Raw genomic sequence first — 21,976 nt, forward strand, 5'->3', positions numbered from 1 at the left:
GGTGCCCGTCACCATCCGGAGCCTGCTGAAGCATTGGAATACCAGTACTGAGCTCATCGTCGGCGCCGACGACGCGGAGTCGTCGATCGACCAGCCTGTTCTGTGGGTGCACAGCTCCGAATTGGCGGACCCGACACCGTTCCTCGATGCCGGCCACCTGCTGCTGACGGATGGCACCCAGTTCGCAGCTGGATCAGACGATCGGGACCGCTACGACTCATACGTCGCCCGACTTCGGCAGAACGGCATCGTTGGCCTGGGGTTCGGCATCTCCGTGGTCCACCACAGCCTGCCGCCTGAGCTCGAGACGGCGTGCCGCCGGCACGGGCTGCCGTTGTTCCTGATCACCGACCTCACCCCGTTCCTGGCGTTCGCCCGGTATGTGGCCGACGAGCTGGCCCACGAGCAGAACGCCCGAATCCGGTGGTCTCTCGATGCACAACGAGCGATCGCGCGGGCCGCTATGCGACCCGACGGCCTTTCGTCCATCTTGGCCGAACTGGAGAACCAGTTGCAGTGTTCGGCGCTGCTGTTCGATGCGGTGGGTGCACGCATCCGCTCTCCCAGCGACCCGCCGATCACCGACCTGGACAACGAGATCCGTGAAGCGGTGCGGACCATTCTCGAGCGGGGTGTGCGGTCAGCGTCTCATGTGACGATCGGTGAGCGGGTGTACACCATCCAGACAATCGGCCACGGGAAGCGGCTCGATGGCGTGTTGGTTCTCGGCGGGCTCGAGTGGTCCGATCCGGCCGCCGCCGACTTGGTCAACAGCGTGATCGCGCTCGCCGGCCTGGCACTGTCGCAGAACCGGGCGCTCGAGAAGGCACACCACCATCTGCGGGCAGGTCTGTTCGAGCAATTGTTGAAGGGCGACCGGGCGCTCGCCACCCGTACCGCGAAGTCGGTATGGGGCGGACTGCCCACCGAACCATTGGCGGTGCTGGTCGCACAGAAGCCGGACCACAGCGACTTCCTCTTGGACGCACTCGACCATGAGACAGAGGAAAGCCGTGGACAGATCTTCTACACCCAGCGAGGCGATCGCATCATCGTGCTCACCCAGGTGGCGAAGTCGAACAATCTCATGAGGTTGCTTGTCCGCCATGCTATTCCGGTTGGAACGTCATCAGACGTCTCGTTTGAGACGCTGTCCCGCGGCGTTGCCGAGGCGGAACGTGCTCTGCGTCACGCGGTCGCGAGCGGCCAAGCCAGCGCGACCTTCGAAGAATTCCGCGACCGCGGCATACTGGGGCTACTGCAGCGCGAACAGATGGGCACTGTCGCGCGCGGAATCCTGGGCGTACTGCACGCACACGACGTCGAAAAGGGCGCCGACTTGCTGACCACCGTGCGTGTCTGGGTGCAGAACGATTGCGCCTGGGATACCACGGCGCGCGAACTCGGCATCCATCGGCACACACTGCGGAATCGGATCCAGTTGTCGGGCCGACTGCTCGACCTCGACCTCGACCTGCTGCGTGATCGCCTCGAACTCTGGGCGGCGGTTCAGCTGATGACGGACGACTGACGGCCGTCGTCACGCCCCTTCCGAGAGTGCTGCGAGGCCATGATGCTGACGAACTCGTACGCCAGGTTGGCGGCGGCCACGGACGTAATGGCGGCGTGGTCGTATGCGGGCGATACCTCGACGATGTCGGCGGCCACGATCGGCAGATCGCGAAGCCCTCGGATCACGCCGAGAAGCTCGCGGCTGGTCATGCCGCCGGCCTCTGGGGTGCCGGTGCCAGGTGCCATCGATGGGTCCAGGACGTCGATGTCCACCGAAATGTACAGCGGCGCATCGCCTACACGTTCGCGCACCCTCGAGAGCACACCGTCGATACTCAACGAGTCGATGTCGCGGCAGTGAACGATCGTGAACCCCAACCGTTCGTCGTCGAGGAAATCTGACTCGTCGTACAGGGAACCGCGAATGCCCACATGGGCTGAGCGATCCTTACGGATGAGCCCTTCCTCGGACGCGCGCCGGAACGGCGAGCCGTGGGTGACGGGCTCTCCGAAATAGGTATCCCACGTATCCAGGTGCGCATCGAAATGGACCAGCGCGACCGGACCGTGTAACGCGTGTGCTGCCCGCAGCGCCGGCAATGCGACAGTGTGGTCACCGCCGAGCGTAACCACAGGCCGTCCGCCGTCCATGAGACGCGTGAACCCGCTCTGCATACTGTCCAGAGCCTCGGCGATGCTGAACGGATTGGCGTCGATATCACCGGCATCCACGACCTGCGCCACGTTGAAGGGTGCGAGGCCGATCGCCGGGTTGTAGGGCCGCAACAGGCGGGACGCTTCGCGGATGGCCGACGGCCCGAAACGCGCGCCAGGACGGAATGTCACACCCGAGTCGAAAGGCACACCCACCACTGCGATGTCCCAGGTGTCGACGTCCTCGATGCGAGGCAGGCGTGCGAAGGTCGTCAGGCCCGCGTAACGCGGGGAACGCTGACCATCGGTCTGGCCGATGATTGTGGTCACGCTGCATGTCCTTTCGTGATTGGGTTTTCGCGGTCGAATACTCGGCGCCCACCCACCCATGTCTGCTCGACCTCAATGTCGACGACATCATCGACCTCGGCGGTCAGCGGATCGGAGGCAAGTACGACGAAGTCGGCCAGCTTGCCCTCCTCCAGTGAACCGATGGCCTCTTCGCGATGAGCCGAGGCGGCTGCCGTAAAGGTATGGGCTCGTAACGCTTGAGCCACGGTGAGCCGCAGGGCTTCTGAACCTAGACGCTGTCCAGACAGGGTTCGGCGTTGAACCGCCGCGGCGACAGCTTCCAAAGGGTGCGGTGGGCACACCGGCGCATCCGAAGACAGCACCACCGGCGCGCCTGCATCCCGGATTTCACCGAGCGGCGTCACACGCTGCGCACGGTCGCCGAGTACGCCGATCAACTCGTCGCCGTAGCGCAACAGATACTGCGGCTGCGTGATCGGCCACAGGCCCAGATCACGACATTGCCGCACCTGGGCCTCCGTGGGTCCACCGAAGTGCTCGATCCGATGCCGCAGGCCGCTCAACGCGCCCGGCCGCGCCAGCCCATCGTGTGCGTCGAGCACCAACTGGATGGCGGCATCCCCCTGGGCGTGCGTCGCAGCCTGAAGGCCCAGTGCGGTCACGCGGGCGATCATCTCGGCGAGCTCCCCCTTCGGGTGGTAGAGGTAGCCAAAGTCATTGACGCTGCAGCAATATGGCTCGGAGAAACGAGCAGTGCCGGCTGTGAGCGCCCCGTCCGCATAGAGTTTGACACCAGCGATAGCCAGTTGGTCGTCGCCGAACCGTCCGCAGAGGCCGAGTGCCTCCAGCGAATCGATCAGGCTTGAGATGACGAGCATTTCGGCACGCATCGTCAATGTGCCGGCCTGTTTCGCGCGCAGATAAGCGCTGAGTTCGCGCGAGGTCACTTGAGCATCCACGATCGTCGTGATTCCTCGGGCATGCATCTGCACCTGTGCCGCGCGCAGTTGCTCGTCGAGTGCCATCGGCTCGTCAGGTAGGTGAAAGTTGGGGCCATTGTTCGTGATCTTCACGCCATACCGGCCGGTGAGCCAGTCGGCAGCCGAATCCCATACAGTGCCGTCGGGCGTTCCGTCGGCCTCACGGCCGAAGTGTCCGCCCGCCGGATCGGCGGTATCGGCGGTCACGCCCATCGCTTCCAAGGTCCAACTGTTGACCATGGCGCCGTGTCCGCTCGAATGGAACACCAGAACTTCGCGATCTTGAGCGACACGATCGAGATCGTGCCGGGTGAGCAGGCGCCGTTCGGTCACGTTGCCGTGATGAAAGCCTTTGCCCCGCACGGGTCCCGATCCGGTACGCGCCCTGGCGGTAAGCGACGCGACAACGTTATCGATCGCCGGGGCCGCCTCCCACCCGCAGTCGACCCACGAATCGAATTGCCCATACATCAGCGGGTGGCAGTGGGCATCCACGAAACCCGGAAGCACTGTGCCGCCCACAATGTCGACGACCTCGAACCGGCCGACGGCACGGGACCGGCAGTCAGCCTCCGTGCCGACGGAAACGATGCGCTCACCGCGCAAGAGCATCGAGGACACTGCCTCCCCGCCGGCGTGAGGGCGGATCGCACCGCCGACGATCAGTACTTCGTCCAGATCGGTTGTCATTTGACAGCTTCCTCCAGTGGTTCGACGTCGGCGGTGAGCTGACGAGTCGCCAACACGCAGCCGGCAGCACCGATGCAGAGCACCGCCAGGTAGGCGAAAATGAGCCCCGGTGAGCCGCTTGACATTCCGAGCAGGGTGGGCAGCACGATCGGGGTCAGCGCGCCGGCGGTCAACGCGGCGCCCTGATAGGCCAGCGACGTTCCGGTGTAACGGACACGCACAGGGAAGATGCCGGCGAGCACCGCCGCGATCGGCCCGTAGTTGAAGCCGGTGAACAGAGCGGTGACCACGAGCATGAAGGTGATCACCAGGAATGATCCGGTGTGCGCCAGAAGGTATAGCGGCACACTGATCACCGCGATGCCGATAAGGCCGACGACCACCACGTAGCGCGGTTGCCATTTATCGCCGAGCCAGCCCGCGAACGGTACGAACAGCATCTCGAACAAGCCGCCGATGATGAGGGCGTTGAGCAACAACTCGACGGGAACGCCGGCCTCTTCCGATGCATAGGAGAGAAAGAACGACGAGGTCACGTAGTACCCGCCGGTGGCGACGAGCATGGCTCCGATACCAATGAGCAGCGGACGCGGCGCCCGGAACACTTCCCGCACCGGTGCAGCGGACAGTTGCGCAGCGTCGCGGGCACGGGCGAACTCCGGGGATTCGCCGACCACCAAGCGGACGATGAGTCCGACAACGACGAGCACCGCAGACCCCAAGAAAGGTATCCGCCAAGATCCCGCCGCGAGGCCTCCGCCGATGTGTTCCGAAACGGCGAACACCGCAGCGGACAACGTTGCCCCGACCGATGAGCCGAGTTGAGCGAATGACCCGAAGAACGCACGTCGATCAGCGGGCGCATGTTCGATCGCCAGCAACGCCGCGCCACCCCATTCACCGCCCATCGCCACGCCCTGAAAAAGACGCAGAATGATCAGCAGCAGCGGCGCGATCGGGCCGACCGACTCATACGAGGGCAGCAGGCCGATCCCCACTGTTCCCATCCCCATCAGCAGCAGCGTGGCGATCAGGACCGGTTTGCGACCGTAACGGTCACCGAGGTGGCCGAAGATCAACGCGCCGATCGGCCGGCCCAGGTAGCCGAAAGACGTTGTGCCGAAAGCGACGATGGTGCCGAGGACCGGGTCCATGTCGGGCGGGAAGAAGACCTCACGAAAGACCAGTGCAGCGGCGGTCGCATAGATGAAGAAGTCGTACCACTCGATGCTGGTTCCAGCGAGCGCGGCGAGCGCCGCCCGGCGTGGCCGAGCCGCTGGGACAGACTCTTTCGTCACAGGCAATTCCTTACTAATGAAGGCTGTCGGAACTCACGACGCCGCCGGGTGTGTTCCGCATCACGCTAAAAGCCGACGAATACGCGCACAACCCGACATTCGTCTACTTTCAGACCAGCAGATAGACAATTGGCCAGCGGATCGGCGCGACGCGCTTTGTGTCTGCTCGCGGGAGGAAGCAAGCTAGCTCCATGCGGATCGAGCGGCTCGGCGCTCTGGGGGATGCCCCGGCGGTGCTGCGCGGTGTCGCCGCGGCGGCCCGGACTGCGGGCCTCGCGCCGCCGGCCGCAGTGATCGGCGAATGGTTCGGCTCGCGCGCAATCATCGCGCCCTCGGTTTCCATTACTCCAGTGCCATACGAAGCGGCGTTCGAGGTACCGCAAGACGATTCGGGCCCGCCCGGCAGCGTGGGTGGCGGATGGTTCGGCTACCTCTGTTACCCGGATCCAGGTGCCGACAGCGCACCGCCCCGCATCCCGGTGGCGGCCGGCGGTTGGTCGGACTGTGTGCTGCGCCAGGACGACGGCGGGCTCTGGTGGTTCGAAAGCCTCAGTGGCGCAGCGCTTCCCACCTGGCTCCGAGAGTTGGAGCCCATTGAGCCGCGCGCCTGCACCCTTACCTGGGTGGCCCCCGATCGCGACGATCACCGTCGCGGCGTGCTGGCCTGCCTGGAGGCCATCGCGGCGGGCGAGGTGTACCAGGCCTGCGTGTGCACCAGGTTCACCGGCCACATCGACGGCGAGCCGATCGATTTCTTCACCGAAGCGGTGGCCCGGACCGCACCGTCGCGGGCCGCGTACGTCGCCGGGGACTGGGGCGCGGTGGCCTCGCTGTCCCCCGAGCTGTTCCTGCGCCGTGCGGGCTCCGCAGTTGTCTCCAGCCCGATCAAGGGCACGCTGCCCCGCACTGCCGATCCGGCCGATCTACTTTCCTCGGTCAAGGATGTCGCCGAGAACATCATGATCGTCGACCTGGTCCGCAACGACCTGGGGCGGGTGGCGACCACGGGCAGCGTGACGGTGCCCGAACTGCTCGCGGTGCATCCGGCGCCCGGTGTCTGGCATCTGGTCTCGACCGTCACCGCCGACGTGCCCACGGATGTGCCGATGAGCGCACTGCTGGAGGCCACCTTCCCGCCGGCCTCGGTGACCGGCACACCGAAGCAACGGGCCCGCCGGCTGCTGCAGCAATGGGAACCGGCGCAGCGCGGAGTCTATTGTGGCACAGTAGGTTTGGCCTCACCCGTGGCGGGGTGCGAGCTCAACGTGGCGATCCGCACCGTGGAGTTCGGCGCCGATGGCTCGGCGGTGCTCGGCGTGGGCGGGGGCATCACGGCCGATTCCGACGTCGACGCGGAATGGGAAGAATGCCTGCACAAGTCAGCGTCGATCGTCGAGTTGTCCGGTCAGAGACAGCAGCTGTCGTCAGGGGGCTGAGTCGGGCAGGAGAGCCGATCCCCACATCGCGACCCGCGCGTTGAACGCGCCCGTGTCCGGGGACTCGGGATGCCAGGCGGAGATATCGACGGCGACGGGCACGAAGCTGTTGCCTTCATAGATGGGCACAGCCGAGTACGCCTGAACCTTCCCCTCTCGGATGAGGGAAGCGACGATGTTGAGATCGACATCCGCCTTCGCCGCCGCCGAGCCGACCGGGCAGTACACCACGTTCTGAACGTGATCATGCCCGCCGAATTCGGCCGGCATGAGGAACATCCGCTCCAATTGTCCCTGCGCACAAAGCTGCTCGGCCTTTTCCGTGGAATCGACCATCGAGAAATCCGGACCCATGTCGCCACCCTAACCGCAGCATCGGAGCGTCAGACGCACCAATCTGCGACCGCCAACGGGCTTCAGTCCCGAGCCCGCAGCACCGCGTCGTAGAGCTCGCGCCGGGACGGGGCGCCCGGGTTCGCGGCGATCACCTGTGCGCAAGCATCCTTGACCCGGATCCCGTCGGTCACCAACTCCTCGACCTCGGCCACCAGCGCGGGCAATTCGACCGTCAGAGTGCCGCCGGCCAAGACCACCGTGATCTCCCCCAGCACACCGTCGGCCGCCCACTCCGCGAGCTCGCCCAGGCTGCCGCGGCGGATCTCCTCGTGGGTCTTGGTCAACTCGCGGCACACCACGGCGCGCCGCGCGGGGCCCAGCACCTCGACAGCGTCGCGCAGCGTCTCGGCCAGCCGGCGCGGGGACTCGAAGAACACAGTGGTGCGCGGTTCGGCGGCCAGGGTCCGCAGCCAGGCCAGCCGGGCGGCGTGTTTGCGCGGGGCGAAGCCCTCGAAGCAGAACCGGTCGGAGGCCAGCCCGGACACCGCCAGCGCCGTCGTCACCGCGCTGGGGCCCGGTAGGCAGGACACCGGCAGGCCCGCCTCGGCGCACGCCGCCACCAGACGGTAACCAGGGTCGTTGATCAACGGCATGCCCGCGTCGCTCACCACGAGCACCGTCGCGCCCGCCGCGATCTCCTCGACCAGACCGGGCACGCGTCCTGCCTCGTTCTGGTCGAAGAAGCTCAGGATCCGGCCCGCCGGCTGCACGCCCAGCGACTGGGCCAGGCCACGAATGCGCCGGGTGTCTTCGGCCGCCACGATGTCGGCCGTCTTGAGCGCCTCGACCAGCCGCGCCGAGGCGTCGTCGGGCCGGCCCAGCGGCGTGGCGCCGATCAGTAGTTTGCCGGGTGTCACGACCGACAGCCTACGATCGCTTGCGTGACCGCCACCGCCACCGAATCACCGACGGCAGGTCGCTCGGTCCCGTTGATCAGCCCCGCACCGCTGATCCCGGCCACGGATTTCGGGCCGACGGACCGGCTGCAGGGCTGGATGATGACGGCAATCATCACCGCACTGGCCGCGATAAGCCGGTTCCTGAATCTGGGCTCGCCGACCGATGCCGGCACGCCGGTCTTCGACGAGAAGCACTACGCGCCGCAGGCCTGGCAGATGTTGCACAACCACGGGGTCGAGGACAACCCGGGCTACGGGCTCGTGGTGCATCCGCCGGTGGGCAAACAGCTGATCTCGATCGGCGAGGCACTGTTCGGCTACAACGGGCTGGGCTGGCGGTTCTCCGGGGCCCTCTGCGGTGTGGTGATCGTGATGCTGGTGGTGCGGATCGCACGCCGCCTCAGCCGCTCCACCCTCGTCGGCGGTATCGCCGGGCTGCTGATGATCGCCGACGGGGTCAGCTTCGTCTCGGCCCGCACGGCGCTGCTCGACGTGTTCCTGGTGGTGTTCGTGGTGGCGGCGTTCGCCTGCCTGATGGTGGACCGCGACGACGTCCGACGGCGCATGCACAACGTATTCATGGAGGGCCGCATCGCGGAGACCCCGTGGGGCCCCCGACTGGGCGTGCGGTGGTGGCGATTCGGTGCGGGGGTGCTGCTCGGTCTGGCCTGCGCCACCAAGTGGTCCGGGCTTTACTTCGTGGCGTTCTTCGGCGTCATGACATTGGTGCTCGACGCGATCGCCCGCAAGCAGTACCACGTGCAAGCACCGTGGCGGGGCATGCTGCGCCGCGATGTGTGGCCTGCCGCATACGTGTTCGGGTTCATCCCCGCCGCGGTCTACCTGGCGTCCTACGGGCCGTGGTTCGCCTCCGAGACCGGTGTGAACCGGTACGAGGCGGGCCAGTCGATCGGCGAGAACAGCATCATCCCGCTACCCGATGCGCTGCGCTCGCTGTGGCATTACACCTACGCCGCATACCGTTTCCACGCCGGGCTTACCAACGCCGACGGCAACCACCACCCGTGGGAGTCCAAGCCGTGGACCTGGCCGATGTCGTTGCGCCCCGTGCTGTATGCCATCGACAACCACGATGTGGCCGGGTGCGGCGCGCAGTCCTGCGTCAAAGCCGTGATGCTGGTGGGCACTCCGGCCATGTGGTTCGTCGCGGTCCCGGTGCTGGGGTGGGCCCTGTGGCGGGCTGTGGTGCGGCGCGACTGGCGTTACGGCGTGGTGTTGGTCGGGTACTCGGCCGGCTTCCTGCCGTGGTTCTTCGACATCGACCGGCAGATGTACTTCTTCTACGCCACCGTGATGGCACCGTTCCTGGTGCTCGCGATCGCACTGATCCTCGGCGACATTCTGTACAAGCCGAAACAGAACCCGGAGCGCCGAACGTTGGGTCTGCTGGTGGTGTGCTTCTACCTGGCGCTGGTGATCGCGAATTTCGCGTGGCTGTACCCGGTCCTGACGGGCATCCCGATTTCGCAGTCGACCTGGAATCTGGAGATCTGGCTGCCCAGTTGGCGTTAGGCGCAAGCCCTGGTTGTGTCGCCTCGTTCGCCTTGCCGGTTTCTACCGACGGGCTGTAGATCGCATGCCGGCGCGACCGTGCTGTAGAAAACCGCGCAAGAGGCGAAATCAAACGCGCTAGAGCAGATCCCGTGCCGCCGGGCACGACATGCAGCGCGGCCCGCCGCGGCCCGTACCCAGCTCCGAAGCCTCGATCGGCAGCACCTCGATACCCGAATCAGCCAGCCGCGCGTTGGTTTCCGAGTTGCGTTCGTAGGCCACCACCACCCCCGGCGCCAGAGCCAGCGTGTTGTTGCCGTCGTCCCATTGCTCCCGTTCGGCAGTAACCGGGTCGAGCCCGGTGTCGATCACCCGCAGTTGCTCGATCCCCATCGCGTCGGCAGCAGCCAGCACGAAGGGCACTTCGTCGTCGATCCGGATCCCGGCCGCGGTGCGATGAATCGTGAACGCCGACAACGAGTGCACGACATTGGGATACATCACCACCGCGTCGACGTCGACCATGGTGCACACGGTGTCCAGGTGCATCTGTGCCCGCTCCTGCCGGATCGGCACCGCCAGAACGGTGTGGGCCAGGTCGTCGTCGAACAGACTGCGCGCCAAGGCCTCGGCACCGGCCGGCGTGGTGCGCTCCCCCACTCCGACCGCCACCACCCCGGGCCCGAGCAGCAAGACGTCGCCACCCTCGACGGGCGCCGACCGTGACTCGTACGCGCGCCGGACGCCGAGGAACCGCGGATGGTGGGCGTAGATCAGATCGGTCAGAGAGGTCTCGCGGACCCGGGCCGGCAGTGCCAGTGACGTGATGGCGACTCTCGGGCCGATCCAGAACGACGAATCCCGGGTGAACAGCAGATTGGGTAGCGGCTCGATCACGAAATCGCCGCCATGGTGCATGAGCCGCACCAGGGACAGTTCGGCACCGTGGAAGGGCACCTCGTTGAAGGTCATCCCCGCCATCAGGATGCGGGCCAGATCTGCGGGCGCAAGAGTGCGCAGATAGGACGAAAGTTCCTGGGCCAGTGGCACACCCAGGCGTCGCGCGTCGACTGCGGCGGAGATACCGTGCATGCGGGCCGCCCCGCTGTGCCCCAGCGCCTCGGTCAGCAGATCGGCCAGCAGCAACACCTCCACCCCGCGTGAGCGCAGGACGTCGGCGAAGGCATCGTGCTCCCGTTGCGCCTTGGCCACCCACGGCAGCCCGTCGAACAGCAGGGCGTCGTTGTTCCGTGGCGTGAGCCGCTGCAGTTCGGGGCCCGGCCGGTGCAGGATGGCGGCGCGCAGTGTGCCGACCTCAGAATTGGAACCGAACGCCACAGTCTCCACGCCATGACGTTAACTCAACTATGGTTGAGGTGTATGGAGACGCACGAGTTAACTCCTGGCGAGATGTCGCAGCGCAGCGGCGTGGCAGTGTCGGCATTGCACTTCTACGAGCGCGAGGGTTTGATCGCCAGCCGCCGCACCACCGGCAACCAGCGCCGCTACGCGCGCGAGACCCTGCGCCGCGTGGCGTTCATCCGGATGTCGCAGCGGCTGGGCATACCGTTGGCCCGGATCCGTGAGGCACTGGCCAGCCTGCCCGACGACCGGGTACCGACCAGCAAGGACTGGGGCCGGCTCTCCGCCGGGTGGCGCCAGGACCTCGACGACCGGATCCTGCACCTACAACGGTTGCGCGACAACCTCACCGGCTGCATCGGCTGCGGCTGCCTGAGCCTCAAAACGTGCATGCTGACCAATCCCGGCGACGTCCTCGCCGAGCAGGGACCTGGCGCCTCCCGTCTCTAACGCAATCGAACGCCTGTGCGATACACTCGCGCGCATGGAGCTGGCGTTGCAAGGCTCACTGTTCGAGCACGCTGAACGTCGTCGATTGGGTAACGGCGCCTGGGTCGAGCTGCGCTCGGGCTGGCTGCCCGACGCCGATTCGCTGTTCGAAGAGTTGATGGACGGGATCCCGTGGCGGTCCGAGGAGCGCCAGATGTATGACCGGGTGGTGGCGGTGCCGCGGCTGGTCAGCTTTCACCACCTGATCGACGAGCCGGTGCCACACCCCAGGCTCAAACAGATCCGGCGCAGGCTCAACGACACCTTCGGTGGCGAGCTCGGTGAACCCTTCACCACCGCGGGCCTGTGCCTGTACCGCGACGGCAACGACAGCGTCGCCTGGCACGGGGACACCATCGGGCGCAGCAGCAGCGAGGACACCATGGTGGCCATCATCGGGCTCGGCGCGACAAGGGTTTTCGCGTTGCGCCCCCGCGGCGGCGGTCACGCCCTTCGGCTACAGCACCGCCACGGCGACCTGTTGGTGATGGGCGGATCGTGTCAGCGCACCTGGGAGCATTCGATACCGAAGACCACCAGCCTGGTGGGTCCGCGGATCAGCATCCAGTTTCGCCCGCACGACGTGCGCTGAGGGTTTCTAGGCCCTTACGTCGGCGACTGCGGAGCTGAGCAGCTCGCGGGCCCGCTTGGCATCCACCGGTGACACCGGCTTGCCCGGCTCCACCAGCGGGTTGGCGGTGACGATCACCATGAACGTGTCGAAACTGGCGACGTAGTTGTACAGCTCGCCGGTCCGCGCCTGGCCGCCCACCGCGGTCTGCACGATGCGGTGGGTTCCGATGGTGCGCGCGCCCTCGATCTGCGGGGCCTCGACGACGTCCACCTGCCCGCGGATCCCCGGGCCCAGGAATTTCACCTGCTTACAGGCGTCGCCCGGGTCGTTCAGAGGGATCGGCTCGGAGGTCTCCACTGCCAGCACGATGAACCGGTTGCCCGCTCCCTCGGCCGACGTGGCGGCCATGTTGCCCTTCAGACCCTCAGGCAATGACTGCCCCTCGGCGAACTTCGCACAATCGGCGGGTTCTACCTTCACCCCGGGCGGCATCTTGTGCGGCGCCAGCATTTTCGGGTCGATCCCGGTCGGCGCCACATCGGTGACCTTGAACTCCGGGCCGAACGTTGAGCGCACCTTGGCGACGTTGGCGATGTCCGCGTGGGCGGAAGTCGACTGGTCCGATTGACCACAGGCGACCAATGCGGTGGCGCAGGCGAGGACGCCGGCGGCGGCGAGCAAGACGTTGCGGTTCTCCATCGCTCGTCAACATACCTGGGCTCGTCGACATATCCGGCACCACCGACTCAGCCGCGTAACGCCGAAACCGTTTTCACGAGTAGATCGGTGACGAACTCGGTGTCGAGCGCTGGATTGGGCGATCCAGGATCGGTGACGACGGTGATGAACAAGTGATAGACACCGGCCTCGACATTCAGATCAGCTGTGTAGGTGTCCGCGTGAGATCGGGTTTCCGTGCCACCTTCGACGACGGTGGTGACAGCGGTGGACATTCCGGCGGTCACAGCGCCCTCGATCGCCGGGCCCGCGACGGTGGTCACCGTCCCCATGGAATGGCCGCCCGAAACGCTCCACTGCTCGCAGGGAGCGTCGGAGCGGGGTTCGGTGGGCGCACCCCGCAGCTTGCCGACGGCCGCATAGACGATGCCGCCGGGTCCGGAGGCCGACCAACCCCGGGCCGGTTCGGTGTCGGGCGCAGCCGGCGTCGCGCAGTGGGCCGGGTCGGCCGACCAGTTCGGACCGAAACCCCACAGCGACACCGGGGTCGCCAGCGGATCGATGGCCACCACCTCGTAGCCGGGCGGCAGATCGTGGCGTACCCGGTCGATGCGGGCCGGATTGACGGTGACGGTGTTGCCGGTGGACTGCGGTGCCGACGACGCAGGCGCCGGTTGCGGTGCCGACGGCGGCCCGCATGCCACCCCGCAAGCCAGGGCGCACACCAGCAGGACCGCCGGGACGGCGAAAAGGCGCACGGCGTGTTGATACCACAGCCCGGGTTTGCTGTCGAGAACGGAAGCGGCGCTGGTTGTCAACCGAATTTCTGCCGCCGAGAACACGACAAGTGTTGCGATACAGCGGAATTTAATCGCCGCGGGGCGGGTTGCCACCGGCAGGAGATTTGCGACGATGGGGGCGCGACCGGTGTACGGGTTGGCGGGTGCTGTGTTGGCCGGCGGTGCGCTGTCGGCCATGGCCCTTGGCTTCCCCGCCGCCGCACCGGCCGCGCCGTCGGGGGTCGGATCGGCACAGGACACCGCGGACGAACTGGAACGCCGGGGTTACGACGTCGTGATCGACCAGACCGGCACGGCTCCGCTCGACCGGTGCACCGTTTCGTCGGTGCGCCCGGCTCGGTTCCTGGAACGGACCGTATACCTGTCCGCACACTGCTGAGAGCACCCATGGGGTCCGAACGTTTCACTGTGCAAAAGATCGCGCGGTAGGACTGCGGCTTCTGCCAGCCATTGGGCAGGAAAGCGTTTATCGTGCAAATCAGTTGCGCCTCACCGGGGCGTCCAATCGATTGGAGACCGATGACCACCTCACTGAGGGCCGGCGGAATCGTCGCCGCCGCCTTGGCGCTCGGGGTCATGCTGGCCGGCTGCGGCGGCAAGACGGTGTCCGGCACCGCGACTGAGGCGACCGCAGCCAGCGAGACCAGCACCGAACCGACCACGCCCGATGGCACGGACGCTCCGGCTGCCGGGCACAAGTACACGATCGTCGACTACATCCGGGACAACAAGATCACCGAGACGCCGGTGCACCGCGGCGATCCGGGTACCCCCACGTTGGATCTGCCGATGCCCGAAGGTTGGCAGGACGCGACCGCGTCTGCTCCCGAATGGGCTTGGAGCGCAATCGTATCCACCGATCCGGAGTTCGCCGCAGATCCGCCGTCCATCATCGCGCTGATGTCCAAGCTGACCGGCGACGTGGATCCGGCCAAGATCTTGGAGTACGCCCCGAACGAGATCAGGAACCTGCCCGGCTACGAGAACCAGGGCGACGGGTCCGCGGACCAGCTGAGCGGATTCGACGCCTATCAGATCGGCGGCACGTACGTGAAGGACGGCGCCACCCGGCTGATCGCGCAGAAGACCGTGGTGATCCCCGCGCCCGACGGGTTGTTCGTGTTGCAGTTCAACGCCGACGGCACCGAGGACCAGATGGGCCCGCTGATGGATGCCACCACGACGATCGACGAGCAGACGGTCATCACTCCGTAGCCCTATTGGCGGGAGAAGGCCGATGCCGCGGCCACCTGCTCCGCTGTCGGCTGCACTCCGGTGTAGCGCGTGAATTGTTCCGCGGCCTGCAGCGCGATCACCTCCGCGCCGGTGATGACGGGCAGGCCGGCCGACCTTGCCGCGGCGATCAACGGGGTTTCGGCGGGCATGGCCACCACGTCGACCACGGCACTGGCCGCTTGGATCGTGGCCGGTTCGAATGCGCAGCGGTGTTCGTCGGGCCCGTCGGCCATCCCGATCGGGGTGACGTTGACCAGGATGGGTGCCGTCAGGGTGCCCACCTCGGGCGCGTAGTCGTAACCGAGAGTCTCGGCCAGCGCGCGCCCGGCGTGGGCGTTCCGAGCGACGACCGTTCCGCGGTGAAAACCCTTGTCACGCAACGCTGCACCGACTGCCTTGGCCATGCCGCCGCTGCCCCGCATCAGCACCGCGTCACCCGGGTCCAGCGGCGCGACGAGGGCTTGCACCGCCAGGTAGTCGGTGTTGGATGCGGTGAGGTGGCCGCCGGGCACCGACAGGTCGTTGACGATGGTGTTGACCGCGTCGATCGCGCGGGCCGACGGTTCGATCTCGTCGACGAGGGCCATGACGTCCTTCTTGAAGGGCATCGACACCGAGCAGCCCCGGATGCCCAGGGCCCGGACGCCACCGATGGCCGCGGCGATATCCGTTGTGGTGAAAGCCTTGTAGAGGTAGTCCAGGCCGAGTTCGTCGTAGAGGTAGTTGTGGAAGCGCGTCCCGATGTTGCTGGGCCGGGCCGCCAGGGAAATGCACACCAGCGTGTCCTTGTTCAATGCTGGCCTCCGGCCACTGGCGGGCAGCGGCGGCCGACTCACTGGCTGACCGCCCGGATCACCTGACGCGTCACGTCTTTGATCTTCGCCGCCACCTCGGGTTGCAGGCTGAGCGAGCTGACGGCCGGCACCGGAACGTCGGTGAGCACCACGCCAAGATCCTCACGCTCCCACACGGCACCGAGCCGGTCCAGGATGCGGCGCATGGCGTAGTTGTCACTCAGTACCCGCGCGGTAAAGCGTTGAATACCAAGATAATCAGCTGACACCACCAATGCATCCATCAGGAAGGTGCCGATACCGCGGCCCTGATAGTCGTCGCCGACGGTGAACGCCACCTCGGCTGTGGTCGCGTCGTGCCCCTCGCGCACCACGCGGGCGTCGGCGACGACCGGACCCAGCGCGCCCTCGGTCATCACCCAGACGAAATGGTCGGCGTAATCGACCTCGAACAGATACTCCAGCAGGGCCTTGGTCGGCTTACGGACGGATTGGAAACGCCGGTAGAGGGTTTCGCTGGAGAATTCGACCGGCCCGTTCAGGGTCCGCTCGACGTCGCCGGGCAGCACGGGCCGCAGATAGAACCAGTCGCCGTTGCGTACCTGCACCGGGATCGGCGTGATGAACCCGGCCAGCCGCTGGCGGGCGATACGCACCAGGCGGTCGAACATCCCGGGCAGGTGCAGGATGACCTCGAAGGCCTCACGGTCGCCGACCCACCCCGTCACCGGATCGAGCGCGGTCACGGTGGCGGTGCGCGATGCGTCGCGCAGCAGTGCGATCTCACCGATGATCAGCCCCGGTTCCAGATCGGCGACGACGGCCTGTCCGTCGGGCCCGTCGTGCACCACCCGGGTCCGCCCTGAGGCGAGCAGCATGAACGTCAGCGCCGGGTCGCCCTGCCGGATCAGCACATGCCCGGCCGGGACCGACAGCGGGCGCAGCAGAGCGGTCAACGGCGCCAACACAGACGGCCGGCAGCCGGCGAAGAATTCCAGAGCCGCCAAGTCATCAGCGCTGACCTCGGTCAGATCGGCCACAGTCCCAGGCTACGGCGCCGCCCCGGGCTCGGTCAGGGCTTGGCGAATCCAGCCTTGGCGAGAGCCTTTTGGCCGGTCTCGCCAGTCACCAGGTCGACGAAACGGTGGGCCAGCGGCGTGTGTTGGGATTCATTGAGCACGGCGATCGGGTACGTGTTGACGGCCTGAGCCGCTTCGGGGAAGGCGACGCCGTCGACCTTGTCCTGGGCTCCCGCCGTGTCGGTGACGTAGACCAGGCCGGCGTCGGCCTGTCCGCTGGCCACCTTGCCCAGCACGTCGGTGACCGAGGTCTCCTCGCTCACGGGGGACAGCGTCACCCCGGTGGCCTTCTCGATCTTTTCGGTCGCGGCGCCGCACGGCACCGGCGGGGCGCACACCACAACGCTGGTCCCCGGCTTTGCCAGATCGGCAAATGACTTGATGCCCTTGGGGTTTCCAGGGGCGACGGCGATAGTCAAGGTGTTGGTGGCGAAGTTCACCGGGCCGCCATCGACCAGTTCCGCTGCCACCGCCTTGTCCATGTTCCGGGTGTCGGCCGAGGCGAACACGTCGGCGTCCGCCCCTTGGGTCAGCTGGGTGACCAGGTCCGAGGATCCGGCGAACGAGAACTCCACCGAGCTCCCCGGGTTGTCGGTCTCGAACTGCCGACCGATCTCGGTGAACGCCGATTTCAGCGAGGCCGCGGCGAACACCGTGATCGATCCGCCGTCTGTGGTCGAGGGTTCCGATGCGTTCTCCGCCGAGGTGCAACCGCCGATCAAGGCTGTGACGGCCAATGCACTGAAGGCCAGGGCACACATCCGGGCTCGGGTCATGACTGTCCCTTCGGGGTTTCCACGATGACGGTCGTGGCCTTGACCACCGCGACCGCGATACTGCCGGGGGCAAGGCCGAGTTCACGGACCGATTGACTGCTCATCAGCGACACCACGGTGAACGGGCCGCACTGTAGCTCCACCTGGGCCATCACTTCGTCGGCGATGACGTTGGTGACGAGCCCGGCGAACCGGTTGCGGGCCGAGCTTCCGATTCCGAGCGGATCCTTGGGGGCCGCAGCGGCGTTGGCACGCGCGAACGCCGCCAGCGCGGCGCCGTCGATCACCTTGCGTCCGGAGCCATCGAGATGAGCCGGCAGCGCCCCGTCGTCGATCCAGCGCCTCACGGTGTCGTCACTGACCCCGAGCAGTTCGGCCGCCTCGCGGACCCGGATGTCTGGCACCGCGCCAGCGTATCGGCACCTCCTCGGCTCAACAACCGCAAACACGGCGAAATAGCCGCTTCTGATCCGCATATACGGTCTTGACCGCGCTGGTGCTCGGCTGCTAAGCAAGTGCTCAGCATTTCGACGACGAAGGGAACCCTATGGAACTGCAGACGGTTTTGGAAGAGCTCCGCGACCGACCGGGCACGGGCGAGACCATTCCGGTGATCGACCCCGCGACCGAGGAGCAGATCACCGAATTCCGCGACTGCGGTCCCGACGCGGTCAACGAGGCCGTCGCCGCCGCGAAAGCGGCCTACCAGTCCGGGATTTGGACCGACATCCCGGCCCGCCAGCGCGCCAAGGTGCTGTGGAAGCTGGGCGATCTGATCGATGAGCACGCCAAGGAATTCGCCGAGCTGGAATCGCTGGACGCCGGGATGCCCCCGATGCAAGCAGAGATGATCGTCTCCACCTGCGCGGAGTTCTTCCGCTACTACGCGGGCTGGTGTACCAAACTCAACGGCAGCAGCTACCAGGTTCAGATGGAGGGCGGCGTCAACAGCAACTATTCCAACCTGCACGCCTACACCACCAAGGAGCCGTATGGCGTAGTCGGGCTCATCTACCCGTGGAACGGCCCACTGTTCAACGCCTGCGCCAAGATCGCACCGGCCATGGCCGCCGGCTGCTCCAGCGTCGTCAAACCCGCCGAGGAGACCCCGCTGTCGGCGGTGCTGCTGGAGCGACTGATCGCTGAGGCCGACGTGCCGGACGGCGTGGTGAACTTCGTCATCGGGTACGGCGCCACCGCTGGTGCCGCGATCACCGCGCACCCCGACGTGGAGAAGGTCGCCTTCACCGGCTCGACCGAGGTCGGCAAGCAGATCATGCGGGATTCGGCGGACAACCTGAAGAAGGTGACCCTGGAGCTGGGCGGAAAGTCCCCGGTGCTGATCTACGAAGACGCCGACCTGGACATGGCGATCATGATGGCCTCGATGGGCATCTTCGTGCACTCGGGGCAGGGCTGCGTGTGCGGATCACGAATCATCGTGCAGCGCAGCGTTTATGAACGCGTGGTGCAGGGCATCGCGATGATCGGAGACAACCTGGTACTGGGCGGCCCGAAGGACGAGGGCGCCATGATCAGCCCACTGGTCAGCCAGAAGCAGCTCGACCGCGTGCTGGGGTACATCGACCAGGGCAAGCGCGACGGCGCCGAAATCGTTTCCGGTGGTTACCGATTGGACCGCAAGGGCTACTTCGTCAAGCCCACCGTCGTCACCAACGTCGACCCAGCCACCAGCCGGCTGTACAAGGAAGAGATCTTCGGCCCGGTCGTCACCATCCTGCCGTTCGACGATGACGACGAGGCGATCGCGATGGCCAACGACACCAGTTACGGCCTGGCCGCGACCGTCTGGACCACCAACCTGGCCCGCGCGCACAGCCTGGGCAAGCGCCTGCAGGCCGGCATGGTGGGACTGAACTGCCAGTTGACATTCGACCACAACGTGCCGTTCGGCGGTTACAAACAGTCAGGCGTCGGCAAGGAATTCGGGTACGAGGGCATCGACGCTTACCTCAAGACAAAGTCGATCTGGGCGCAGCTGTAGGTCGGCGCCCGGTCAGACCTCGAATTTGACGGCGGCGAGCTCGAGGGCCTTGCCCTCCAGCCGCTGACCGAGGTAGATCTCGGCCTGAATGAGCCGCTCGCAGTGCCACCGGATGTCCTCGGCATGCTCCCGGGATGCCGTGTAGCGCACAGCCATGGTGGTCACGTCGATGCGGCGGGTGTCGCGCACCTTGAGGTCCTCGGACACCTGGAAGCCGTCCTCCTCGGCGGCAGCAATGGCCTCCAGCACCTGCCCGACGGCCAGCCGGATGTCACGGCAACCGTTCTCGGCGATCTCGGAAGCCTCACGCTGGATGTCCCCCTGCTTGCGGACCACCGCAGCATCGGCGTTCACCTGATCACCCGCGAGCTCGCTGGCGGCGCCCGACCACTCCGCCCCTCCGGGCGCACACACATTCTGCCGGTGCCACTCGAACAGTTCCTCGGACTCGGCCGCCAGCTGGCGCCAGCGCGCAGCGGCGTCCGCGAGATACGTTGTGTCCCAACTCTCCAGCCGGGAGCGAGTCAGCGCCCCATCTGATGGACCGGCGACGGATACCTCATTCACATCAACTCCGCCAGACCTCCGGCGGTTTGTTCATCGGTCGCGGTGTAGCGATGCGCGGCCGCGGACAGATTTCCCGCCTGCGAGCTGACGCGACCAGATTGGGAGGCCCGCGCCGTGATCACGGCATCATCCATCGCCGAGACACCGCTGCTGCTCGGATAGCCTCCGGCGTCCGGGCGGGCAGGCGACACCCCCAATTCGGCAGCGATCATCTCGCTGCTGGTGGCCCCGGCACGAAGCGCCCCCGGGTCCACACTCAGATCGTTTGCCATAGCAATCCCCCAACTGGCCAATCTGTTCCCCGAGGCTAACCGAATCACCTGAGTTCAGCCCAGGGGCTGAGCAAGTATGCCATTGCAAACTGGCGTCGACCAAGAGCGGGCTCGCCGCCTGCCGGCCACCGAATGGTCATCCACCGGCCATCCTCAAGCCTCCACTGACACTGAGGACTTGGCCAGTGATGAAGCTGGCATCGTCGGAGGCGAAAAACAGGACCGCCTCGGCGACCTCCTCGGATTTCGCGACGCGGCGCGACGGGATAGCTCTGACCAGGCCGTCGCGCACCTTGTCCGGAAGCGAATCGAACAGCGGGGTGTCGGTCGGTCCAGGGCAAACACCGTTGACATTGATCTGGCGGCGGGCCGTCTCGCGCGCGAGCGACTTGATGAAGGCGATCCCCCCGCCTCCGGCTCCGGCGTACACCATCTCGCCCAGACTACCCACCCGTCCTGCATCACTGGCTATGTTGACGATCTTTGCCGTGCTTCCGTGGCGCGGATGGTTTTGCGGAAGGCATGGGTGAGCCGAACCGGTCCGAGAAAGTTGACCGCAACCGGTGTCCGCCACAGCGCGTCGTCGTCGGACACGAACGACTCGACCCGGTCGATGCCCGCTGCGTCGACGATGACGGCCGGCGTTCCAGGTGCGACCACCACGTCGTCGTGCAGTGTGCTCACCGCGTCCGGGCCGGCCAGATCGACCACATGCGCGGAGGTGTTCGCGCCGCCCTCGCCGTGTGGCCGATGCCCGGCGCCCGGTGCCGTAACTTCGGTTGAATGGCGTGCGTGAGCAGAAGGGTGCCGACATGAATTTCTCCGATTACCAACAGTTGACGCTGACCCGCCGGGACAACGGCGTCCTGCTGATCACGCTGAACCGGCCGGAGAAGTACAACGCCGCCGACGAGGGCATGCACACCGAACTGGCCAACATCTGGAAAGACGTCGCAGCCGACCCGCAGACCCGGGTCGCCGTGATCACCGGTGCCGGTAAGGCTTTCAGCGCCGGCGGCGATCTGGCCATGGTCGAACGGATGGCCGGTGACTACGACCGGGTGTCACACATGCTGACCGAGATGAGCGATCTGGTCTACAACATGATCAACTGCGACAAACCCATCGTCTCGGCGATCAACGGTGTGGCCGTCGGGGCGGGCGCGGTGGCCGCACTGCTCGCCGACATCGCGATCATCGCCGAGGACGCCCGGATCGGTGACGGACACGTCAAACTCGGCGTGGCAGCCGGCGACCACGCCGCCATCATCTGGCCACTGCTGGCCGGGACGGCCAAGGCGAAGTACTACCTGATGACCGGTGAGATGATCGGCGGCATCGAGGCCGAGCGGATCGGCATGGTCGCCAAAGCCCTTCCGCGCGAGGAAGTTCTGGACGAGGCGCTGCGGATCGCCGACAATCTGGCGACCGGCGCCCAGCAGGCGATCCGGCTGACCAAGCGGGCACTCAACAACTGGTTGCGCAATGCGGGCCCGATCTTCGACCAGTCGGCGGCCTACGAGATGTTGACCTTCCTGGGACCCGACGTGGTGGAGGGCTACACCGCCTTGCGGGAAAAGCGCGCGCCGCACTTTCCGTCGGCGCAGCCGACCAGACAGAACAGCCCGTCGGCGCAGCCAGAACGGGGCGACTGA

General features: G+C 66.4%; 25 protein-coding genes. 9 read left to right on the top strand and 16 right to left on the bottom strand.

All coding sequences use genetic code 11. The features are described from left to right. The first annotated feature begins 1 nt into the window (after position 1). Positions 2-1,531 carry a PucR family transcriptional regulator gene (locus QQ25_RS25085; RefSeq protein WP_039381623.1) on the top strand — a complete coding sequence of 510 codons (1,530 nt, stop codon included), beginning with the start codon at positions 2-4 and terminating at the stop codon, positions 1,529-1,531. Here QQ25_RS25085 and speB read toward each other — a convergent pair. The 3 genes from speB to QQ25_RS25100 all read right to left on the bottom strand — a co-directional run bounded on the left by speB (position 1,510) and on the right by QQ25_RS25100 (position 5,446). Beyond that, the gene (gene speB, locus QQ25_RS25090) at positions 1,510-2,556 is read right to left on the bottom strand and encodes an agmatinase (protein WP_052236045.1); all 1,047 of its coding nucleotides are present in this window, start codon (positions 2,554-2,556) and stop codon (positions 1,510-1,512) included. The genes QQ25_RS25085 and speB overlap by 22 nt on opposite strands. Beyond that, entirely contained in the window at positions 2,493-4,070 is a 1,578-nt protein-coding gene (locus QQ25_RS25095) for an amidohydrolase (RefSeq protein WP_157847850.1), read from the bottom strand. Before QQ25_RS25095 ends, speB begins: the two co-directional genes overlap by 64 nt. A 74-nt stretch (positions 4,071-4,144) precedes the next feature. Further along, positions 4,145-5,446, bottom strand: a complete 1,302-nt coding sequence (locus tag QQ25_RS25100) for an MFS transporter (RefSeq protein ID WP_039381625.1) — start codon at positions 5,444-5,446, stop codon at positions 4,145-4,147. Positions 5,447-5,637: 191 nt separating this feature from the next. On the opposite strand from QQ25_RS25100, the gene QQ25_RS25105 reads away from it, so the two are divergent. After that, positions 5,638-6,882 (top strand): aminodeoxychorismate synthase component I, encoded by a 1,245-nt coding sequence (locus QQ25_RS25105; RefSeq protein ID WP_039381627.1) that lies wholly within the window; start codon positions 5,638-5,640, stop codon positions 6,880-6,882. Here the strand turns inward: QQ25_RS25105 and QQ25_RS25110 are convergent. Both QQ25_RS25110 and rsmI read right to left on the bottom strand, forming a co-directional pair. After that, entirely contained in the window at positions 6,871-7,236 is a 366-nt protein-coding gene (locus QQ25_RS25110; protein WP_052236047.1) for a hypothetical protein, read from the bottom strand. The two genes, QQ25_RS25105 and QQ25_RS25110, sit on opposite strands and share 12 nt — an antisense overlap. Positions 7,237-7,298: 62 nt before the next feature. Continuing rightward, positions 7,299-8,135, bottom strand: coding sequence for a 16S rRNA (cytidine(1402)-2'-O)-methyltransferase (rsmI, locus tag QQ25_RS25115; RefSeq protein WP_039381629.1), 837 nt, complete (start codon positions 8,133-8,135; stop codon positions 7,299-7,301). A 24-nt stretch (positions 8,136-8,159) separates the two neighbouring features. On the opposite strand from rsmI, the gene QQ25_RS25120 reads away from it, so the two are divergent. Further along, positions 8,160-9,710: a dolichyl-phosphate-mannose--protein mannosyltransferase gene (locus QQ25_RS25120; RefSeq protein ID WP_039381632.1), complete on the top strand. Its 1,551-nt coding sequence runs from the start codon at positions 8,160-8,162 to the stop codon at positions 9,708-9,710. Positions 9,711-9,827: 117 nt separating this feature from the next. On the opposite strand, the gene arcA is transcribed toward QQ25_RS25120, so the two are convergent. Next, entirely contained in the window at positions 9,828-11,036 is a 1,209-nt protein-coding gene (arcA, locus tag QQ25_RS25125) for an arginine deiminase (protein ID WP_409370976.1), read from the bottom strand. A gap of 33 nt (positions 11,037-11,069) precedes the next feature. On the opposite strand from arcA, the gene soxR reads away from it, so the two are divergent. Next, positions 11,070-11,501, top strand: coding sequence for a redox-sensitive transcriptional activator SoxR (soxR, locus tag QQ25_RS25130; protein WP_039324341.1), 432 nt, complete (start codon positions 11,070-11,072; stop codon positions 11,499-11,501). A 34-nt stretch (positions 11,502-11,535) separates the two neighbouring features. Continuing rightward, positions 11,536-12,132 carry an alpha-ketoglutarate-dependent dioxygenase AlkB gene (locus QQ25_RS25135; protein ID WP_039324342.1) on the top strand — a complete coding sequence of 199 codons (597 nt, stop codon included), beginning with the start codon at positions 11,536-11,538 and terminating at the stop codon, positions 12,130-12,132. Between the two features lie 6 nt (positions 12,133-12,138). Here the strand turns inward: QQ25_RS25135 and QQ25_RS25140 are convergent, their stop codons facing one another. Together QQ25_RS25140 and QQ25_RS25145 are read right to left on the bottom strand one after the other, a co-directional pair. Continuing rightward, complete coding sequence (locus QQ25_RS25140; RefSeq protein ID WP_039381634.1) at positions 12,139-12,813, bottom strand: DUF5642 family protein; 675 nt, start codon at positions 12,811-12,813, stop codon at positions 12,139-12,141. A gap of 47 nt (positions 12,814-12,860) precedes the next feature. Beyond that, a complete protein-coding gene (locus QQ25_RS25145) occupies positions 12,861-13,550 on the bottom strand; it encodes a DUF5642 family protein (RefSeq protein WP_052236066.1) in 690 nt (229 codons plus the stop codon). A 154-nt stretch (positions 13,551-13,704) separates the two neighbouring features. On the opposite strand from QQ25_RS25145, the gene QQ25_RS25150 reads away from it, so the two are divergent. After that, positions 13,705-13,971: a hypothetical protein gene (locus tag QQ25_RS25150; protein WP_234711971.1), complete on the top strand. Its 267-nt coding sequence runs from the start codon at positions 13,705-13,707 to the stop codon at positions 13,969-13,971. Positions 13,972-14,111: 140 nt separating this feature from the next. Then, complete coding sequence (lpqN, locus tag QQ25_RS25155; RefSeq protein ID WP_039381636.1) at positions 14,112-14,807, top strand: envelope biogenesis lipoprotein LpqN; 696 nt, start codon at positions 14,112-14,114, stop codon at positions 14,805-14,807. A 2-nt stretch (positions 14,808-14,809) separates the two neighbouring features. Here the strand turns inward: lpqN and QQ25_RS25160 are convergent, their stop codons facing one another. The 4 genes from QQ25_RS25160 to QQ25_RS25175 are packed head-to-tail and all read right to left on the bottom strand — an operon-like array spanning position 14,810 to position 17,881. Next, positions 14,810-15,664 carry a shikimate 5-dehydrogenase gene (locus QQ25_RS25160; protein ID WP_409370977.1) on the bottom strand — a complete coding sequence of 285 codons (855 nt, stop codon included), beginning with the start codon at positions 15,662-15,664 and terminating at the stop codon, positions 14,810-14,812. After that, positions 15,661-16,662, bottom strand: a complete 1,002-nt coding sequence (locus QQ25_RS25165) for an acetyltransferase Pat (protein WP_039381638.1) — start codon at positions 16,660-16,662, stop codon at positions 15,661-15,663. The genes QQ25_RS25160 and QQ25_RS25165 overlap by 4 nt, the downstream gene beginning before the upstream one ends. Positions 16,663-16,694: 32 nt before the next feature. Then, positions 16,695-17,477 (bottom strand): molybdate ABC transporter substrate-binding protein, encoded by a 783-nt coding sequence (gene modA, locus QQ25_RS25170; RefSeq protein WP_039381639.1) that lies wholly within the window; start codon positions 17,475-17,477, stop codon positions 16,695-16,697. Then, complete coding sequence (locus QQ25_RS25175) at positions 17,474-17,881, bottom strand: TOBE domain-containing protein (RefSeq protein WP_039324356.1); 408 nt, start codon at positions 17,879-17,881, stop codon at positions 17,474-17,476. The genes modA and QQ25_RS25175 overlap by 4 nt, the downstream gene beginning before the upstream one ends. 143 nt (positions 17,882-18,024) lie before the next feature. Here QQ25_RS25175 and QQ25_RS25180 point away from each other — a divergent pair, with 143 nt between their 5' ends. Beyond that, complete coding sequence (locus QQ25_RS25180) at positions 18,025-19,482, top strand: aldehyde dehydrogenase family protein (RefSeq protein ID WP_039381641.1); 1,458 nt, start codon at positions 18,025-18,027, stop codon at positions 19,480-19,482. A gap of 12 nt (positions 19,483-19,494) precedes the next feature. Here the strand turns inward: QQ25_RS25180 and QQ25_RS25185 are convergent, their stop codons facing one another. From QQ25_RS25185 to QQ25_RS31425, 4 genes are all read right to left on the bottom strand, one after another. Continuing rightward, a complete protein-coding gene (locus tag QQ25_RS25185) occupies positions 19,495-20,049 on the bottom strand; it encodes a hypothetical protein (protein WP_039324360.1) in 555 nt (184 codons plus the stop codon). Then, complete coding sequence (locus tag QQ25_RS25190) at positions 20,046-20,321, bottom strand: hypothetical protein (RefSeq protein ID WP_039324365.1); 276 nt, start codon at positions 20,319-20,321, stop codon at positions 20,046-20,048. The genes QQ25_RS25185 and QQ25_RS25190 overlap by 4 nt, the downstream gene beginning before the upstream one ends. Positions 20,322-20,457: 136 nt before the next feature. After that, positions 20,458-20,772 (bottom strand): SDR family oxidoreductase, encoded by a 315-nt coding sequence (locus tag QQ25_RS31420; RefSeq protein ID WP_052236049.1) that lies wholly within the window; start codon positions 20,770-20,772, stop codon positions 20,458-20,460. 17 nt (positions 20,773-20,789) lie between these two features. Then, complete coding sequence (locus QQ25_RS31425; protein ID WP_052236050.1) at positions 20,790-21,032, bottom strand: SDR family oxidoreductase; 243 nt, start codon at positions 21,030-21,032, stop codon at positions 20,790-20,792. 101 nt (positions 21,033-21,133) lie between these two features. Between QQ25_RS31425 and QQ25_RS25200 the strand changes: the two genes are divergently transcribed. Next, the gene (locus QQ25_RS25200) at positions 21,134-21,976 is read left to right on the top strand and encodes an enoyl-CoA hydratase/isomerase family protein (RefSeq protein WP_052236067.1); all 843 of its coding nucleotides are present in this window, start codon (positions 21,134-21,136) and stop codon (positions 21,974-21,976) included.

Source organism: Mycolicibacterium setense (genome assembly GCF_000805385.1).
GTDB lineage: Bacteria > Actinomycetota > Actinomycetes > Mycobacteriales > Mycobacteriaceae > Mycobacterium > Mycobacterium setense.

What these genes read in the sequence shown, in the direction of transcription:
- QQ25_RS25180 (WP_039381641.1), top strand. Translation starts at nt 18,025, where the DNA reads ATGGAACTGCAGACGGTTTTGGAAGAGCTCCGCGACCGACCGGGCACG.
- QQ25_RS25200 (WP_052236067.1), top strand. Translation starts at nt 21,134, where the DNA reads ATGAATTTCTCCGATTACCAACAGTTGACGCTGACCCGCCGGGACAAC.
- QQ25_RS25140 (WP_039381634.1), bottom strand. Translation starts at nt 12,813, where the DNA reads ATGGAGAACCGCAACGTCTTGCTCGCCGCCGCCGGCGTCCTCGCCTGC.
- QQ25_RS25105 (WP_039381627.1), top strand. Translation starts at nt 5,638, where the DNA reads ATGCGGATCGAGCGGCTCGGCGCTCTGGGGGATGCCCCGGCGGTGCTG.
- QQ25_RS25150 (WP_234711971.1), top strand. Translation starts at nt 13,705, where the DNA reads ATGGGGGCGCGACCGGTGTACGGGTTGGCGGGTGCTGTGTTGGCCGGC.
- lpqN (WP_039381636.1), top strand. Translation starts at nt 14,112, where the DNA reads ATGACCACCTCACTGAGGGCCGGCGGAATCGTCGCCGCCGCCTTGGCG.
- soxR (WP_039324341.1), top strand. Translation starts at nt 11,070, where the DNA reads ATGGAGACGCACGAGTTAACTCCTGGCGAGATGTCGCAGCGCAGCGGC.
- QQ25_RS25135 (WP_039324342.1), top strand. Translation starts at nt 11,536, where the DNA reads ATGGAGCTGGCGTTGCAAGGCTCACTGTTCGAGCACGCTGAACGTCGT.
- QQ25_RS25095 (WP_157847850.1), bottom strand. Translation starts at nt 4,070, where the DNA reads ATGCTCTTGCGCGGTGAGCGCATCGTTTCCGTCGGCACGGAGGCTGAC.
- QQ25_RS25190 (WP_039324365.1), bottom strand. Translation starts at nt 20,321, where the DNA reads ATGGCAAACGATCTGAGTGTGGACCCGGGGGCGCTTCGTGCCGGGGCC.
- speB (WP_052236045.1), bottom strand. Translation starts at nt 2,556, where the DNA reads ATGGGTGGGTGGGCGCCGAGTATTCGACCGCGAAAACCCAATCACGAA.
- QQ25_RS25110 (WP_052236047.1), bottom strand. Translation starts at nt 7,236, where the DNA reads ATGGGTCCGGATTTCTCGATGGTCGATTCCACGGAAAAGGCCGAGCAG.
- modA (WP_039381639.1), bottom strand. Translation starts at nt 17,477, where the DNA reads ATGACCCGAGCCCGGATGTGTGCCCTGGCCTTCAGTGCATTGGCCGTC.